This is a genomic window from Streptomyces sp. NPDC053560, from assembly GCF_044544605.1.
Classification (GTDB): Bacteria; Actinomycetota; Actinomycetes; order Streptomycetales; family Streptomycetaceae; genus Streptomyces.
In genome coordinates, this window is the sequence record NZ_JBITXI010000027.1 from 1 (window position 1) to 17,849 (window position 17,849).

General features: G+C 73.7%; 7 protein-coding genes and 1 pseudogene. 4 read left to right on the top strand and 4 right to left on the bottom strand.

Going from position 1 to position 17,849, the window contains the following annotated elements:
• Both ACIGQF_RS38070 and ACIGQF_RS38075 read right to left on the bottom strand, forming a co-directional pair.
• Positions 1–1,775, bottom strand: a 1,775-nt coding sequence (locus tag ACIGQF_RS38070) for a type I polyketide synthase (RefSeq protein WP_399720553.1), incomplete at its 3' end; no start/stop codon positions are given.
• A gap of 45 nt (positions 1,776–1,820) precedes the next feature.
• Positions 1,821–5,948: pseudogene (locus ACIGQF_RS38075) on the bottom strand (type I polyketide synthase); the annotation flags it as partial.
• A 374-nt stretch (positions 5,949–6,322) separates the two neighbouring features.
• Here ACIGQF_RS38075 and ACIGQF_RS38080 point away from each other — a divergent pair.
• The 4 genes from ACIGQF_RS38080 (at position 6,323) to ACIGQF_RS38095 (ending at position 10,256) form a co-directional block, all read left to right on the top strand.
• On the top strand, positions 6,323–7,714 hold the full coding sequence (locus tag ACIGQF_RS38080; protein ID WP_399720556.1) for a glycosyltransferase: 1,392 nt from the start codon (positions 6,323–6,325) through the stop codon (positions 7,712–7,714).
• A gap of 15 nt (positions 7,715–7,729) precedes the next feature.
• Positions 7,730–8,788 carry a DegT/DnrJ/EryC1/StrS family aminotransferase gene (locus ACIGQF_RS38085; protein ID WP_399720559.1) on the top strand — a complete coding sequence of 353 codons (1,059 nt, stop codon included), beginning with the start codon at positions 7,730–7,732 and terminating at the stop codon, positions 8,786–8,788.
• Positions 8,785–9,981, top strand: a complete 1,197-nt coding sequence (locus ACIGQF_RS38090) for a cytochrome P450 (protein ID WP_399720562.1) — start codon at positions 8,785–8,787, stop codon at positions 9,979–9,981. The genes ACIGQF_RS38085 and ACIGQF_RS38090 overlap by 4 nt, the downstream gene beginning before the upstream one ends.
• A 77-nt stretch (positions 9,982–10,058) precedes the next feature.
• Positions 10,059–10,256, top strand: coding sequence for a ferredoxin (locus ACIGQF_RS38095; RefSeq protein ID WP_399720565.1), 198 nt, complete (start codon positions 10,059–10,061; stop codon positions 10,254–10,256).
• Positions 10,257–10,346: 90 nt separating this feature from the next.
• Here ACIGQF_RS38095 and ACIGQF_RS38100 read toward each other — a convergent pair whose 3' ends face one another.
• A complete protein-coding gene (locus ACIGQF_RS38100) occupies positions 10,347–11,531 on the bottom strand; it encodes a cytochrome P450 (protein ID WP_399720568.1) in 1,185 nt (394 codons plus the stop codon).
• 128 nt (positions 11,532–11,659) lie between these two features.
• Positions 11,660–17,848, bottom strand: coding sequence for a type I polyketide synthase (locus ACIGQF_RS38105; protein ID WP_399720577.1), 6,189 nt, complete (start codon positions 17,846–17,848; stop codon positions 11,660–11,662).
• Between the last annotated feature and the right edge of the window lies 1 nt (position 17,849).

A 17,849-nucleotide genomic window follows, 5' to 3' on the forward strand; every position in this document is an offset into this window, starting at 1 on the left:
GCCGACTCATCCAGGAGTTGAGCACCCATGCCGGCCCACTGCGAACCCTGGCCGGGGAAGACGAACACCGTACGGCCATCGACGTCCGCGACGCCTTCAACGAGGCCGTGCCAGGAGCGGCCGGCGGCCAGCTCCCGGATGCCGGAGACGAGGTCGTCGCGCCGGTTGCCGAGCACGACGGCCCGCCGTTCGAGGAGGGCACGGGAGGAGAGAAGGCTGTGCCCGACGTCCTGCGGGCGCAGCTCCGGGGCGCGCTCGACGCGGGACAGCAGGGCGGCGGCCTGGTCGCGCAGGGCCGGCTCGGTGTGTCCGGAGACGATCCACGGCAGGGTGCCGGGCTCGGCGGCCGGTCCCCGCGGCAGGTCCTGGGCGGCGTCCTCCGCGGCCGCTTCGGGGGCCTGTTCCAGGAGGGCGTGCGCGTTGGTGCCGCTGATGCCGAACGACGACACGGCCGCACGGCGCGGGCGGCCGGTCTCCGGCCAGTCCCGCGCCTCGGTGAGCAGCCGTACGCCGCCGGCGGCCCAGTCGACGTGCGAGGACGGCTCCTCGGCGTGCAGGGTCCGCGGCAGCAGCCCGTGCCGCAGCGCCATCACCATCTTGATGACGCCGGCGACACCGGCGGCGGCCTGGGTGTGGCCGATGTTGGACTTGAGCGAGCCCAGCCACAGCGGGCGCTCCGGGTCACGGTCCCGGCCGTACGTCGCGAGGAGCGCCTGCGCCTCGATCGGGTCGCCGAGCCGGGTGCCGGTGCCGTGCGCCTCGACGGCGTCGATGTCGGCGGCGGTCAGGCCGGTACGGGCCAGCGCCTGGCGGATGACGCGTTCCTGCGAGGGCCCGTGGGGGGCGGTCAGCCCGTTGGAGGCGCCGTCCTGGTTGACGGCCGAGCCGCGCAGCACGGCGAGGACGGGGTGGCCGTTGCGTACCGCGTCGGAGAGCCGTTCGGCGACGACGACGCCGACGCCCTCGGCCCAGCCGGTGCCGTCGGCCGCGTCGGAGAACGCCTTGCAGCGGCCGTCCGGCGCCAGGCCGCCCTGGGCGCTGAACTCCACGAAGACGGACGGCTCGGCGAGGATCGTGACGCCGCCGACGACGGCGAGCGAGGACTCGCCGCTGCGCAGCGACTGGGCCGCCATGTGCAGGGCCACGAGGGACGAGGAGCAGGCGGTGTCGACCGTGACGGCCGGGCCTTCGAGACCGAGGGTGTAGGAGAGGCGTCCGGACAGGACGCTGGCGGCGGTGCCGGTCAGGGCGTGGCCGTGCAGCTCGGTCGCGGTGTCGGCCGAGGGGGCGCCCCAGTGGTAGGAGCCGACGAAGACGCCGGTCCGGCTGCCCCGCAGCGAGGTGGGCGCGATGCCCGCGCGCTCCAGCGCCTCCCAGGACACCTCCAGCAGCAGCCGCTGCTGCGGGTCCATGGCGGTCGCCTCGCGCGGCGAAATACCGAAGAACGCGGCGTCGAATTCGGCGGCCTCGTAGAGGAATCCGCCTTCGTGTGTGCTGCTGCTTCCCTCGCCGTTACCGGTGAGGGCTTCGAGATCCCAGCCGCGGTCGGCGGGGAATCCGGATATGGCGTCGCCGCCGGATTCCACGAGTTCCCACAGACTTTCCGGCGAGCTGACGCCGCCGGGCAGCCGGCAGCCCATTCCGACGAGCGCAATGGGCTCGTTGTCCTTGGATTCCAGTTCGTCTATGCGGCGGCGGGCGCGGCGGAGATCGGAGGCGACCCGGCGAAGGTAGTCGACAATTTTTTCCTGCTGGTCCTGCTGGGGTTCCGGCATCGGTCCGTCCTCGTCAACGGTTCGCGAACGAAAGCAACGAATTCTTCATGTGGTTTCGAACTCTTCATCGATGATGTCGAGCAGCCTGTCGACCGACACCGTGTCGATGTCCTCGTCCGAGGAGCGCACCTCTGCGGGTGAGTTCTGGCGGAGTGCCGCGATCATGGCCTCCAGGCGGTCGGCGACGGCCCGTCGCTCGGGTCCGCCCGCCGGCAGGTTCTGCACGATGGCCTCGAACCTGTCGAGTTCATCGCCGTACGGTCCCGCGGCTCCGGGACCGGCGGCGGCGAGGAGCTCCCCGATGCGGCGGGCCGCGAGCTCGGGGGTGGGGAAGTTGTAGACGAGCGTGCTGGGCAGCGGCAGCCCGGCGAGCGCGGTGAGCCGGTCGCGGAGCTCGACGCCGGCGAGGGAGTCGAGCCCGAGCTCCTTGAAGGTGCCGTGTGCGGCGACCGCTTCCGGCCCGGCATGGCCCAGTACGGCGGCGGTCTGCGTACGCACCGCATCGAGGAGGTGGCGCTCGCGGACGGCAGGCGGCAGCGCGGCCAGCCGCGCCGCGGTGTCCTCAGGGGCCGTGCCGTCCGGTGCCTCCTCCGGGACCGCCGTGCCGGGGCGGGCCGCGGCGGGCCGGGCCTGCCGCGCGTCGGCCGTCCCGTCGGTGCGCGGGGCCCGGGGAGACCGGGGTGCGGTGCGCTCCTCCTCGGTCAGCGGCCGCGTGGTGACCGCGTCGACGGTCAGTACGGGCGCGCCGTGGACGTCGGCGGCGGTCAGTTCCGGCGTACCGTCCTCACCCTGGCGGAGCCGCACGCGCAGGGCGGTGGCCCCGACGGCGTGCAGGCGCACGCCCCGGCAGGCGACGGCCAGCGCGCCCGCGTCGAGCCGGGCGGCGTGGTGGGCCGCGTCGAAGAGCGCAGGGTGCAGTCCGTAGGCCGCCGCGTCGCCGGCGACCGCGTGCGCCAGTTCGACCTCGGCGAAGGTCTCGGTACCGCGCCGCCAGGCCGCCCGCAGGCCGCGGAAGGCGGGGCCGTGGTCGAAACCCTGGTCGGCGAGGCGGTCGTAGTGGTCGTCGAGGTCGAGGGGCGCGGCGTCGGCGGGCGGCCAGACGGGCCCCGCGAAGGCGGTGTCGGGGACGGGTGCGCCCTCGGGCAGCGTCCCGAGTACGCCGGTGGCGGCCTGCGTCCACGAGCCGGAGGGCGCGCCGTCGGGACGCGCGTGAAGGGTCACGGTGCGGCGCTCCGCGGCGTCGGCGGGGCCGACGCGGACCTGTACGTGGAGGCTGCCGGCGTCCGGGAGGGCGGGCGGCGCGCTCACGGTGAGTTCGTGCAGGACGTCGCAGCCCGCCTCGTCGCCCGCGCGGACGGCGAGTTCAGCGAGCGCGGACGCCGGCAGCAGGACGCGCCCGGCGACGGCGTGGTCCGCGAGCCAGGGGTGGGTGCGGAGGGAGAGGGTGCCGGAGCACACCGTGCCGCCGCCGTCGGCGAGTTCGACGGCGGTGTCCAGCAGCGGATGGCCGAGCGCACCCGCGCCGGCGGTGCCGGGGCGCGCCGGGCTCGGCCAGTGGCGCTCGCGCTGGAAGGCGTAGGTCGGCAGGTCGACGCGGCGGGCGGGGGTGCCGGCGTAGAAGGCGCGCCAGTTGACGGGCGCGCCCAGGGCGTGCAGCCGGCCCAGCGCGGCGGCGAACGCGGTCTCCTCCGGGCGGTCCTTCCGCAGGGCCGGTACGACGTGCAGCGCGCTGCCGGCGCCGGGCAGGTCGCGGGTCATGGCGGACAGCACGCTGCCGGGGCCCAGTTCGAGGAGGACGTCGGCGCCGGCCGCGCGCAGGGCCGCGACGCCGTCGGCGAAGCGGACGGTCCCACGGACGTGCCGTACCCAGTACTCGGAGGTGGTGGCCTCGGCGCCGATGAGCTCGCCGGTGAGGTTGGAGACCATCGGCAGGTCCGGGGCGTGGAAGGTGAGCTGTCCGACGGCCTCCCGGAAGGCGTCGAGCATCGGCTCCATGAGCGGTGAGTGGAAGGCGTGGGAGACGGCCAGCCGGTGGGTGCGGCGGCCGAGGCCGGCGAAGGCCGCGGCGATCTCCAGTACGGCGGGCTCCTCGCCGGCGACTACGACGGCAGCGGGGCCGTTGACGGCGGCGAGCGAGACGTGCTCGCCGAGGAGCGGTGTCACCTCCTCCTCGGACGCCTCCACGGCCATCATGGCGCCGCCCTTGGGCAGCGCCTGCATCAGCGTGGCCCGGGCGGCCACCAGGCGGCAGGCGTCCTCCAGGGAGAGCATCCCGGCGACGTGGGCGGCGGTGATCTCGCCGATGGAGTGGCCGCCGACGAAGTCGGGGCGCAGGCCGAGGGACTCCACCAGCCGGTGGAGGGCGACCTCGACGGCGAACAGGGCAGGCTGCGTCCAGCCGGTCTCGTCGAGCAGGGCGGCGTCGGCGCCCCACATCACCTCGCGCACCGGGCGGTCCAGGTGCGGGTCCAGCACCTTCAGGACGGTGTCGAGGGCGTCGGCGAAGACCGGGAAGCGGCGGGCGAGTCCGCGTCCCATGCCGAGTTGCTGGCTGCCCTGGCCGGAGAAGAGGACGGCGGTGGTGCGGTCGCCGGACTCGGCGCGGGCTTCCTCGGCGATGCCCTGCCCGGTGGGCAGCAGGACCGCCCGGTGGCGCAGCGCGGCCCGGCCGGTGACCAGCGAGAAGCCGACGTCCAGCGGGTCGAGCCCGGGGTGGTCGCGGACGAAGGACCGCAGTCGGGCGAGCTGCGCGTCGAGGGCCTGCGGCGATGCGGCGGCGACCGGCCAGGGTACGGCGGTGGGGCGGACCGCGGCGCCTGCGGCCTCCGGTACGGCGGTGGGGGGCGTCGTACCGTCGGCGGCGTCCGGCGCGGCAGCGGGGCGGTCGGTCGCCGGGGCCGCTTCGAGGATCACGTGGGCGTTGGTGCCGCTGATACCGAAGGAGGAGACGCCGGCGCGGCGCGGCCGGCCGGTCTCCGGCCACGGCAGGGTTTCGGTCAGGAGCTCCACCGCGCCCTCGGACCACTCCACGTGCGGGGTGCGGGAGGTGACGTGGAGGGTTCTGGGCAGCAGGCCGTGGCGGATGGCCTGCACGGTCTTGATGAGTCCGCCGATGCCTGCCGCCGCTTGGGCGTGGCCGATGTTCGACTTCAGGGAACCGAGGCGGAGGGGGCGCCCGTGGTCGCGGTCATGGCCGTAGGTGGCGATCAGGGCCTGGGCCTCGATCGGGTCGCCGAGCCTGGTGCCGGTGCCGTGCGCCTCGACCAGGTCGACGTCGGCGGGCCGGAGTCCGGCGTCGGCCAGCGCCGCCCGGATGACGCGCTCCTGGGCCGGTCCGCTGGGCGCCGTCAGGCCGTTGGACGCGCCGTCCTGGTTGACGGCCGAGCCGCGCAGCACGGCGAGGACCGGGTTGCCGGCGGCGCGTGCGGTGGAGAGGTGCTCCAGGACGACGACGCCGACGCCCTCCGCCCAGGCGGTGCCGTCCGCGTCGGCCGAGAACGCCTTGCAGCGGCCGTCGGGGGCGAGTCCGCCCTGCCGGCCGTGGCCGATGAAGCTCGTCGGGGTGGACATGACGGTGACCCCGCCGACCAGGGCGGTGGCGCACTCCCCCGCCCGCAGCGAGCGCGCCGCCATGTGCAGGGCGACCAGGGATGAGGAGGACGTGGTGTCGACGGTGACGGCCGGGCCTTCCAGGCCGAGGAAGTAGGCGAGGCGCCCGGAGGCGACGCCGGGCGACAGACCGGTGAGGGCGTGCCCGGTCAGGTCGTCCGGGGAACTCCGGGTGACGGCGGCGTAGTCCTGGCCGCCGGTGCCGATGAAGACGCCGGTGCGGCTGCCGCGCAGGGAGTGCGGGTCGATCCCGGCGCGCTCGACGGCCTCCCAGGCGGTCTCCAGGACGAGGCGCTGCTGGGGGTCGGTGGAGACGGCCTCGCGGGGGGACATCCCGAAGAAGGCGGCGTCGAAGTCGGCCGCGCCGGTGAGGAAACCGCCCTCGCCGGTCGCGCTGCGGTCCGGTCCGTCGCCGGCCAGCGCGGCCAGGTCCCAGCCGCGGTCGTCCGGGAAGCCGGTCATGGCGTCACGCCCGCCGAGGACCAGCTCCCAGAGGTCCTCCGGGCTCTCGACCCTGCCCGGATAGCGGCAGGCCATTCCGACGACCACTATCGGGTCCTCGTCGGCTCCGATCGTCATGCCCAGCTCACCCCTGCGGAAAGTCGGTCGTCGAACACCTCTGCGTGCCGGGATCGTATGGGCGCAAGGGCTGTGGTTTTCCCTAAGGAATGACGGAAGTTGCCGGGGGACCATTGCCCGGCGAGACAGGAAACACCCGCCGGGGCGCGAAGACTAGGGAATCCCCGGACCGTGGCGTGAGATCAAGTTACGGAGACCCGCTTCCACACGCGGCGCTTCCCCGGGTCCGGCCGGTGCCGGTGCCCTCAGGGGCATGGGCCACGGGCGGCGGCGGTGAATGCGATCACTCGGCGACCGGCCGTGTGTGGGTGCGTGGCGCGCGGGCCCGGCGGTCCGCCACTTTCCGGAAGGTGTTGTCCATGGGCGCGAATCGGCGGCCGATCCTGTTCGTCAGTTATGCCGAAAGCGGCCTCCTCAATCCGCTGCTCGTCCTGGCCGGGGAATTGTCCCGGCGGGAGGTGCCGGACCTGTGGTTCGCCACGGACGAGAAGGCGCGTGGCGACATCGCGGCCGCGGCGGTCGGCAGCCCGGTGGAGTTCGCCTCGCTGGGTGACACCGTTTCGCAGATGTCCGCGGTCACCTGGGACGACGAGACGTACGCCGAGGTGACACAGCGGTCGCGGTTCAAGGCGCACCGTGCGGTCATCAAGCACTCGTTCGCACCTGAGTCACGGATCGAGAAGTACCGCAGCCTGGAGAAGGTGGTCGAAGAGATCCAGCCGGCGCTGATGGTGATCGAGAGCATGTGCCAGTTCGGGTACGAGCTGGCGATCACCAAGGGCATTCCGTTCGTGCTGGGCGTGCCGTTCGTGCCGAGCAACGTCCTGACGTCGCACGTGCCGTTCGCGAAGTCCTACACGCCGTCCGGGTTCCCGGTGCCGCACTCGGGCCTGCCGGGAAACATGACGTTGCGTCAGCGCATCGAGAACCAGCTGTTCCGGGTGCGTACGCTCGGGATGTTCATGACGTCGTCCGTCCGCAAGGTCGTCGAGGAGGACAACCGCATCCGCAAGGAGCTGGGCATCGCCCCGGAGGCCCGGCAGATGATGGCCCGGATCGACCACGCCGAGCAGGTGCTCTGCTACTCGGTGCCCGAGCTGGACTACCCCTTCCCGATGCACGAGAAGATGCGGCTGGTCGGCACGATGGTGCCGCCCCTCCCCCAGGCGCCGGACGACGACGAGGTGTCGGAGTGGCTGTCGGCGCAGAAGTCCGTGGTCTACATGGGCTTCGGCACGATCACCCGGCTGACCCGCGAGGAGGTCGCCTCGCTGGTGGAGGTCGCGCGGCGACTGGACGCTGAAGGACACCAGGTGCTGTGGAAGCTCCCGCGCGAGCAGCAGGAGTTGCTGCCGCCCGCCGAGGAGCTGCCGGCGAACCTGCGCATCGAGAGCTGGGTTCCGTCGCAGCTGGACGTGCTGGCCCACCCGAACGTGAAGGTGTTCTTCACCCACGCCGGCGGCAACGGCTACCACGAGGGCCTGTACTTCGGTAAGCCCCTGGTGGTGCGGCCGCTGTGGGTGGACTGCGACGACCAGGCCATCCGCGGCCAGGACTTCGGCGTGAGCCTGACGCTGGACCGGCCGGAGACGGTCGACACCGAGGACGTGCTGGACAAGATCACCCGTGTGCTCGACGAGCCCTCTTTCACCGAGCGCGCGGAGCACTTCGCCGGGCTGCTGCGGGACGCCGGAGGCCGCACCGCGGCGGCGGACCTGCTGCTCGGCCTTCCCGCCCTGGCAACCGACTGACCGAGGAACCCACTGATGTCGTATACCCATCCGGTGTCCATGCCGTGGCTCAAGGGCCGCGAACTCGAATACGTGACGGAGGCGGTCGGCGGCGGCTGGATCTCCTCGCAGGGACCGTACGTCAAGCAGTTCGAGGCGGCCTTCGCCGCGTACAACGACGTGCCGTACGGCGTGGCCTGTTCCTCGGGCACGACGGCGCTCACCCTGGCGCTCCGCGCGCTCGGCGTCGGCCCCGGTGACGAGGTGATCGTCCCGGAGTTCACGATGATCGCGTCCGCCTGGGCGGTCACCTACACCGGCGCCACGCCGGTCTTCGTGGACTGCGGCGACGACCTGAACATCGACGTCAGGCGCATCGAGGAGAAGATCACCCCGCGCACCAAGGTGATCATGCCGGTGCACATCTACGGCCGGCAGTGCGACATGGACGCCATCATGAACCTGGCGTACGAGTACAACCTGCGCGTCGTGGAGGACTCCGCCGAGGCGCACGGCGTGCGGCCGACCGGCGACATCGCCTGCTTCTCGCTCTTCGCCAACAAGATCATCACAGCCGGCGAGGGCGGCGTCTGCCTGACCCGGGACGCCCACCTGGCCGAGCAGATGGCACATCTGCGGGCGATGGCCTTCACCAAGGACCACAGCTTCCTGCACAAGAAGCTGGCCTACAACTACCGCATGACGAACATGCAGGCCGCGGTGGCGCTCGCGCAGACCGAGCAGCTCGACACCATCATCGCCGCCCGCCGCGACATCGAGAAGCGCTACGACGAGGCGCTGCGGGACGTCCCCGGCATCACACTGATGCCGCCGCGCGACGTGCTGTGGATGTACGACCTGCGGGCCGAGCGCCGCGACGAGCTGCTCACCCACCTCGCCGGAGAGGGCATCGAGACCCGGGTGTTCTTCAAGCCGATGAGCCGCCAGCCGGGCTACTACGACGAGGGGTGGCCGGACCTGAACGCCTCCCGGCTCAGCGCCGACGGCTTCTACCTGCCCACCCACACCGGTCTGACCGCGCAGGACCAGGAGTTCATCACCGACCGCGTCCGCGCCTTCTACGGAGCCTCATGACCACCAAAACCGGAGAGACGACAGCGGCGGCCAAGTGCCCGGTCTCCTTTCCGCTGCGCAAGCCGGGCCGGTCCTTCCCGCCGCCGGAGTACACCGCCTACCGCGAAGGCGAAGGGCTGGTCCGCTCCGAGCTGCCCAGCGGACCCGTGTGGCTGGTGACCCGCCACGAGGACGTACGGACCGTGCTGACCGATCCGCGGATCAGCGCCGACCCCTCCCGGCCCGGCTTCCCGAAGGCGGGCCGTACCGGTGGGGCGCCCTCACAGGACGAGGTGCCCGGCTGGTTCGTGGCGCTGGATCCGCCGGAGCACGGACGGTTCCGCAAGACGCTGATCCCGGAGTTCACCGTCCGCAAGGTGCGCGAGCTGCGCCCCGCCATCCAGCAGATCGTCGACAAGCGGATCGACGCCATGCTCGCCGCCGGCGACTCCGCCGATCTGATCGCGGACTTCGCGCTGCCCGTGCCGTCGCTGGTCATCTCCAGCCTGCTCGGCGTCCCGCCCGCCGACCGCGACTTCTTCGAGGCCAAGACCCGGGTCCTGGTCACGCTCAGCTCGACCGACGAGGAGCGCGACAAGGCCAGTCAGGCGCTGCTGCGCTACCTGGGCCGGCTCATCCAGATCAAGCGGCGGCGGCCCGGCGAGGACCTGATCAGCCGCCTCATCGCCGCGGACACCCTGTCCCGTCAGGAGCTCTCCGGCGTGGCGATGCTGCTGCTGATCGCCGGTCACGAGACGACGGCGAACAACATCGGCCTCGGCGTGGTGCAACTGCTCAGCAATCCGCAGTGGATCGGCGACGACCGTGTGGTGGAGGAGCTGCTGCGCTACTACTCGGTGGCCGACCTGGTGGCATTCCGGGTGGCCGTGGAGGACGTCGAGATCGGCGGCCAGCTGATCCGGGCCGGCGAGGGCATCGTGCCGCTGATCGCCGCGGCCAACCACGACGACACGGTCTTCGAAACGCCCGACGAGTTCGACCCCGAGCGCTCGGCGCGCTCCCACGTGGCCTTCGGCTACGGCGTCCACCAGTGCCTCGGCCAGAACTTGGTGCGCCTGGAGATGGAGATCGCCTACCGCACGCTCTTCGAGCGCATCCCCACCCTGCGGCTGGCCGTCCCCGTCGAGGAGCTGCCGCTGAAGTACGACGGCGTACTGTTCGGCCTGCACGAGCTGCCCGTCACCTGGACGTGAGCCCCGCCGGCCGCCGGGCACCGACCGGTCCCCGGCGGCCACCGGAGCCCCCGGTACGAGACCTCGGAGGAATGATGATGGCACGTATCAGCGTGGACACCGAGCGCTGCGTCGGTGCCGGACAGTGCGTCCTGAGCGCGTCGGCCGTGTTCGACCAGGACGACGACGGCCTGGTGACCGTGCTCGCCCCGCCGGCCGACGCCGCGGCGGTCGAGAGCGCGCGGGAAGCGGCGGCGGTCTGCCCCTCGGGCGCGATCACCGTGCTGGAGAGCTGAGCGCACCGGCCCCACAGACGTGAGGGCCCCCAGCCGAGCGGGATGGGGGCCCTCACTTGTGCGCCGCCACCGGACCGGCCGCGGCGGTGGCTACCAGGTGACCGGCAGTTCGGTCAGCCCCGCCGAGAGCTGGCCCGACAGGACCCGCAGCTCTTCCACGGGGCGGGTGGGACGCAGCTCGGGCAGGCGGGTGAAGAGCAGCGTGTACGCGGTCCGCAGGACCATCCGGGCCAGCGGCGCGCCGATGCAGTGCCACATGCCGTGCCCGAACGTCAGGTGCGGGTTGGGCGCCCGGTGGATGTCGAAGACCTCCGGCTCGTCGAAGACCTGCTCGTCGAAGTTGACGAGGGTGAAGTCGAGCAGGACCAGGTCGCCGGTCCGCATGGTGATGCCGCCGACCTCCACGTCGGCGGTGGCGTACCGTGGCAGCACCGAGCCGCCCGCCTTGGCCGAGCGCAGGATCTCCTCGACGCCGCCGCGCATGACCTTCTCGTCGGCCAGCGCCGCCTTGAGCTGCTCGGGGTGCTGGGTGAACAGCAGGACGCCCAGGTCGATGTGGCTCGCCACGCTGTCCAGGCCGGCGAAGAGCAGCCCCGCGGCGATCGGGCCGATGCGCTCGTCGGACGGCACCGAGGCGCACAGCCGGGAGATGACGTCGTCCTCCGGGCAGACACGCTTGCGGCGGGCCAGCTCCACCAGCAGGCCGAACAACTCGTCCTGCCCCTCCTGCACGCGCACCGGGTCGGCCAGCTCCCCCAACTTCATGAGGACGGCCACCAGCCGGCCCTGCTCCTCGGCGGGGATGCCGATCAGCGCGCACAGCACGGAGAGGGAGAACGGCATCGAGAAACCGCCGTGCAGGTCCCCGGGGTTGCCCTGCGCGAGGAAGCGCTCCAGGACGCCGTCGGCGATGGCCTCCACCTTCGGCATCATGTCCAGGACCCGGCGGGCGGAGAACTGCGGGGTCAGCAGTCGGCGCATCTCGGCGTGCACCTCACGGGCCACGTCGGCGTCGTCCGTGACGAGCAGGTCCAGGAACGGGTTCTGGACATAGCGCGGCGCGTTGGGCGGGTCGGCGTGGGCGCGGCCCAGGCGCTCGTCGTGCAGCAGCTGTTTGAGTTCGGCGTGCCGGGTGACGAGCCAGCCCTCGTCACCGGCCGGCGTGCGGACCTTGCACACCGGGGCGCGCGACTGCAGTTCACGCAGGAGCGGGCTCAGACTCAGGACGGTCGGCATCTTGGCCTTGAGGGACGGCAGTTCGGTCGGTGTGGTCATGAAGAACTCCTCTTGGGCGGCGGTGCTGCCCCGGACGAAAGGAAAGGGGCCCGGCCGGCGTGGTGGAAGCCCGGCCGGGTCCGGCTCCCGGAGCCTGTCCGGGCCCCGGCCGGGGCCCGGACAGGCTCTTATGCTTCGGCGGCCGGCAGCTCGCCGAGCCATCCTTCGATGGTCTGCGCGGTCAGCGCCGAGTGCTCCATGGCGAGGGACAGGTGGTCGGCCTCGATGTCGCGGACCTCGTCGGCGGGGACCGAGGAGGTGTCGAGCTGGAAGCCGTCGAGGTCCCGCGCGGCGCGCACCAGGAGGGTCGGCGCGGTCGTGGCGGGTGCCTCGATGTCGGTCATGGTCATGAACCAGTGGGCCATCGCCGACAACCGCGCGCTGTTCAGCGTCACCGACGGCGAGTCGATGTCGGCCAGGTAGAAGCGCGTGGTGCGGTCCAGGTCGTTGCCCTCGCCCGGGCGGTAACGGATGGAGGCGGTGTCGAGCAGGACGACCGCCTCCGGGCGGACGCCCCAGGTGTCCTCCAGGACACCCGCGGCGAGGTAGGCGAGCGAGCCTCCGGTGGAGTGGCCGACCATGACGAAGGGCTCGCCGTCGCTGGCCATCAGCACGCTCTCGGCGACGATACGGGCCGCGGCCTCGCTGGTGGCGGGCAGCAGCTCGCCGGGCGCGAAGCCCATCAGCGGCAGGGCCGAGACATGGCGCTTGCCGCGGAAGTGTGCCGCGATGCGGGCGTACTGGTGCACGCCGCCGGTGGCGCCCGGTGCGCTCACGAAGATCAGCCGAGGGCTGCCGGGGCCGTCGGCGAGCGTGACGGGCTCGGACAGCTGCTCCAGCTCAGCGGGCGTCTCGAACATCGGCCGGGTGTTGGCAACGGCCTTCAGCATCCGCATGGCCTCGACGAGCTTGCCGCCGCGCACCGCGTTGTAGAACAAGCCCTCCAGCGTGTCGTCGGCGTGCTGCGCGGGGCGGGCCGCCACGGTCGTCGCGGCGGTGCCCGGCTCCGGGGCGTCGCCGAGCTCCTGGTCCAGCCACCGGGCGAGCTTGGCGGGCGTCTTGTGGTCGAAGACGACCGAGGTCGGCAGGCGCAGGCCGAGGATCTCGGCGAGCTGGTTGCGCAGGCTGACGGAGACCAGCGAGTCGAAGCCCAGCTCCAGGAAGCCCCGCTCGGGGTCGACGGCGGCGGGGTCGCCGTGGCCGAGCAGCCCGGCGGCGTAGCCGACGACGAGCTCGGTGAGCAGCCGTTCCCGGCCGGCCGCGTCGAGGGAGGCGAGCCGCTCGCGCACCGTGACGGGCGAGCGGTCGGCGGCGGCCGCGGTACGGCGGGTACGCGGCACCAGGTCGAGCCAGAGCGCGGGCAGCGCCTGCTGCGCCTGGAGTCCGGCGACGTTGACACGGCTGGGGACGATCGCCGCCTCCGGACGGGCGGTGGCGGCGTCGAACAGCGCCAGACCGTCCTCGATGCTCAGCGGGGGCAGGCCGCCGCGCGCCATGCGCTCCAGGTCGACGTCGCTGACCTGGCTGGTCATGCCGCTCCCTCGGCCCCACGGGCCCCAGGCGAGCGACACGCCCGGCAGGCCCTGGTCCGCGCGGTGCCGGGCCAGCGCGTCGAGGTAGGCGTTGGCGGCGGCGTAGTTGCCCTGGCCCGGGCTGCCGAGGACGCCGGACACCGACGAGTACAGCACGAAGGCCGCGAGGTCCTGGTCCCGGGTCGCCTCGTGCAGGTGCCAGGCGGCGTCCGCCTTCGGCCGCAGGACGGTGGCCAGGGACTCCGGGGTGAGGGAGCCGGTGAGCGCGTCGTCGAGCACGCCCGCGGTGTGCACAACGGCGGTCAGCGGGTGTTCGGCGGGGACCGACGCCAGCAGCGCGCGGAGTGCGGCGCGGTCGCCGACGTCGCAGGCGGCCAGGGTGACCTCCGCGCCCAGGCCGCCCAGTTCGGCCGCCAGCTCATGGGCGCCCGGCGCGTCGGGGCCGCGGCGGCCGGCGAGCAGCAGGCGGCGGGCGCCGCGGGCGGTGACGAGGTGGCGGGCGAGGGCGGCGCCGAGGCCGCCGGTGCCGCCGGTGATCAGGACGGTACCGTCCGGGTCCCACGCGCGGGCGGGGGTGGCGTCCGCGGCCGGCTCCGGCAGCCGGGCCAGACGGGCGGCGCGCACGGCGTGGTCGCGGACGACCAGCTGCTGTTCGTCGAGTGTGAGGACGTCGGGCAGGACACCGGCGGACAGGAAAGCGTCGTCGAGGTCGACGAGGAGCAGGCTGCCGGGATGCTCGGTCTGCGCGGTACGCACCAGGCCCCAGACGGCAGCGCCGGCCAGGTCCTTGACGGTCTCGCCGGCCACCGCGACGGCGCCGCGGGTGACGAAGACGAGGCGGGAGCCGGCCAGTCGCGGCTCGGCCAGCCACTCCTGGAGCAGGCCGAGGACGCGCGAGGTGAGCGCGTGCACCGCCCCCGGGCCGCCGGCCGGGTCGCCGACGACGGGGACGAGGAAGACGTCGGGGGCCGGGCCGCTGTCGCCGATGGCTCCGCCGAGGGACTCGGCGTAGACGCTGACGGTCTCGTCGGCGCGGTGCATCGCGTAGCCGAGGTCGAGTTCGTCGGCGCCGACGACGGCCCAGCGGGTGCCGGTGGCGCGGGCGCCGGCGGTGACGGGCACCCAGTCCAGGCCGAAGAGGTCGCCCTGGCCGCCGAGTGCGGCCTGCGCGGCGTCCGCTCGGTCCTGGCCGGCGCCGAGGACGATCTCGTCGACGGTGAGGACCGGGTCGCCCGCGGCGTCCACGGCCGTGAGGGCCAGGGTGCCGGGCCCGGTGCCGGTGATGCGGACGCGCAGTGCGGTGGCGCCGGTGGCGTGCAGGACGAGACCGCCGAAGCCGGCCGGCTCCGGTACGCCGTCCGCGTCGAGCGCCGCGGCGGCGCGTACGGCGGTGGCCAGCAGCGCGGGGTGGATGCCGAAGCCGCTGTCGGGGCCGGTGGCGGCGGGCAGCGCGACCTCGGCGAAGACCTCGCCGTCGCGGTGCCACACGCCGGTGAGGCCCTGGAAGGGCGGGCCGTAGGAGTGTCCGGACGCGGCGGCCCGCTCGTCCAGCTGCGCGACGGACACCGCCCGTACGTCCCGGGGCGGCCACTCGGCGAGGCCGGCGCTGCCGGTGGCCTCGCTGCCGTCCTCGGGGGTCAGCAGCCCGCGGGCGTACGTCGTCCACGGCGCGTCGTCCGCGGCCGCGGGACGGGCGTGCACGGTGAGCGGCCGGTGCCCGGACGCGTCGGCAGCTCCGGTGCGGACCTGAAGGATGACGGCCTCGCGGTCGCCGAGGGTGAGCCCTGCCAGCAGGTCGAGCCGGGCCACCCGCGGCGTGCCGCTCTGGTCGCCGACCCGTACGGCGAGCTCGGCGAGGACCGCGCCGGGGACGGTGATCCGGCCGTCGACGCGGTGCTCGCCGAGCCAGGGGTGGGTCTGGGGCGAGAGGCGGCCGGTGAGGACGGCCTCGTCGGAGTCGGCGAGGACGACGGCCGCGCCGAGCAGCGGGTGCCCGGCGGCGCTCAGGCCGAGCCCGGCCGGGTCGCCGGCGACAGCGCGCACCGTCGGCCAGTAGCGCTCGCGCTGGAAGGGGTAGGTCGGCAGGTCCACGGGGGTGGCCTGCGGGCTGCGGGTGCCGGCGAACACGGCGTCCCAGTCGACGTCCGCGCCGTGCACCCAGAGCGCGCCCAGCGCGCCGAGCACCGTGGTCTCCTCCGGCTGGTCCTTGCGCAGGGCGGGGACCGCGGTGACGGCGGAGTCCTGGACGTTCTCCCCGACGAGGGCGGACAGCACGCCGTCCGGGCCCAGTTCGAGGAAGGTGCGGACGCCGCGGTCGGCGAGGGTGCGGACGCCGTCGCCGAAGCGGACGGCCTGGCGCACGTGGCACACCCAGTAGTGCGGGGTCGCCAGTTCCTCGGCCGTGGCCGGGCCGCCGGTGAGGTTGGAGACGACGGGTACGGCCGGCTCGGCGAAGGTGAGCCCCGCGACGGCCTTCCCGAAGGCGTCGAGCATCGGGTCCATGAGCGGCGAGTGGAAGGCGTGGCTGACCGGCAGCCGGGTCGTGCGGCGGCCCTGCTCCCGGAAGTGTCCGGCCAGGTCGAGTACGGCGGTCTCGTCGCCGGAGACGACGACGGCCTCGGGACCGTTGACGGCGGCGATCGAGACGCGCTCGCCCAGCAGCGGCCGTACCTCGCCCTCGGTGGCGCGCAGCGCGACCATCGCGCCGCCCTCCGGCAGCTCCCGCATGAGCGTGGCACGGGCGGCGACCAGCGTGCAGGCGTCGGCCAGGGACAGCACGCCGGCGACGTGTGCCGCGGTGATCTCGCCGACGGAGTGCCCGGCCACGTGGTCCGGGCGCAGCCCCCAGGATTCGAGCAGGCGGTACAGCGCGACCTCGACCGCGAAGAGGGCGGGCTGGGTGTGGCCGGTGTCGTCCAGGAGGGCACGGTCCTCGCCCCAGACGACGTCGCGCAGCGGGTGGCCGAGCCGCTCGTCGAGCAGGGCGAGCGTCTCGTCGAAGGCCGCGGCGAACACCGGGTACCGCGCGTGGAGTTCGCGGCCCATGCCCAGGCGCTGCGAGCCCTGGCCGGAGAACAGGACGGCGAGGCCGCCGCGCTCACCGGTGGCGGTACGGCCGCGGGCCGCCTCGGTGAGCGTGTCCCCCTCGGCCACCAGGAGCGCTCGGTGTTCGAAGGCGGTACGGGTGGTGGCCAGCGCGAAGCCGATGTCGGACGCGTCGTGGCCGTCCCGGCCGGCCAGTTCCCGCACCCGCGTCACCTGGACGTCGAGGGCGGCGGCGCGGCGCGCCGAGACCGGCCAGGGCACCGCGCGCGCCACGTGGGTCCGCGGAGCGGTGTCCGGTTGCTCGGCGGGCTCCCCCTCCGCGGTGGCGGCGGGGGCCTCTTCGAGGATGACGTGGGCGTTGGTGCCGCTGATGCCGAAGGACGACACGCCGGCCCGGCGCACCCGCTCGCCGCCGGGCCAGGGGACGGGCTCGGTGAGCAGGCGTACGTGGCCGGCCTCCCAGTCCACGTACGAGGACGGCCGGTCGACGTGCAGGGTCCGCGGCAGCAGTCCGTTGCGCAGCGCCATGACCATCTTGATGACACCGGCGACGCCGGCGGCCGCCTGGGTGTGGCCGAGGTTGGACTTCACCGAGCCGAGCCGGAGCGGACGGTCGGGGTCGCGGTCCTGGCCGTAGGTGGCGAGGAGGGCGCCGGCCTCGATGGGGTCGCCGAGGGAGGTGCCGGTGCCGTGTGCCTCCACCGCGTCCACGTCGGCCGGCGTCAGGCCGGCACCGGCCAGCGCCTGGCGGATGACCCGCTGCTGGGCCGGGCCGTTGGGCGCAGTCAGGCCGTTGGACGCGCCGTCCTGGTTGACGGCGGAGCCGCGCAGCACGGCGAGGACCGGGTGGCCGTTGCGCCGGGCGTCGGCGAGGCGCTCGACGACGAGCATGCCGACGCCCTCGGACCAGCCGGTGCCGTCGGCCGCGTCGGAGAACGCCTTGCAGCGGCCGTCCGGCGCCAGACCGCCCTGGAGGCTGAAGCCGGCGAAGCTCGACGAGGTCGTCATCACGGTGACGCCGCCGGCCAGCGCTAGACCGCACTCCCCGGCCCGGACGGCCTGCGCCGCGAGGTGCAGGGTCACCAGGGAGGAGGAGCAGGCGGTGTCGAGAGTGACGGCCGGGCCCTCGAAACCGAGGGCGAACGACAGCCGGCCCGACATCACGCTGGCCGCGAGCCCGTTGCCCGCGTAGCCGCCCATGTCGTCCTGGGCGGCCAGGACCAGGTGCGCGTAGTCCTGGCCGTTGGTGCCGACGAAGACGCCGGTACGGCTGCCGCGCAGCGACCGCGGGTCGACGCCGGACCGCTCGACCGCTTCCCACGCCGTCTCCAGGAGGAGCCGCTGCTGCGGGTCCATGGCGAGGGCCTCGCGCGGGGAGATGTCGAAGAAGCCGGGGTCGAAGTCGGCCACGTCGTGCAGGAAGCCGCCCTCCTGCGTGGCGCTGCGGCCCTCCCCGTCGCCGGCCAGCGTCTCCAGGTCCCAGCCGCGGTCGTCAGGGAAGCCGGAGACCGCGTCGCGCCCGTCGGCCAGCAGCTCCCACAGGTCCTCAGGGGAACGCACGCCCCCGGGGAAGCGGCACGCCATGCCGACGATCGCCACCGGCTCGTGGCGGCCCGACTCCGCCTCCTGGAGGCGCCGGCGGGTCTGGTGGAGATCCGCCGTGACCCATTTCAGGTAATCGACGAGCTTCTTTTCGTCCGGCATCGTCCGTGCACCTTCCTCAGATGTTTCGCGCGAGATG

What these genes read in the sequence shown, in the direction of transcription:
- ACIGQF_RS38085 (WP_399720559.1), top strand. Translation starts at nt 7,730, where the DNA reads ATGTCGTATACCCATCCGGTGTCCATGCCGTGGCTCAAGGGCCGCGAA.
- ACIGQF_RS38090 (WP_399720562.1), top strand. Translation starts at nt 8,785, where the DNA reads ATGACCACCAAAACCGGAGAGACGACAGCGGCGGCCAAGTGCCCGGTC.
- ACIGQF_RS38080 (WP_399720556.1), top strand. Translation starts at nt 6,323, where the DNA reads ATGGGCGCGAATCGGCGGCCGATCCTGTTCGTCAGTTATGCCGAAAGC.
- ACIGQF_RS38095 (WP_399720565.1), top strand. Translation starts at nt 10,059, where the DNA reads ATGGCACGTATCAGCGTGGACACCGAGCGCTGCGTCGGTGCCGGACAG.
- ACIGQF_RS38100 (WP_399720568.1), bottom strand. Translation starts at nt 11,531, where the DNA reads ATGACCACACCGACCGAACTGCCGTCCCTCAAGGCCAAGATGCCGACC.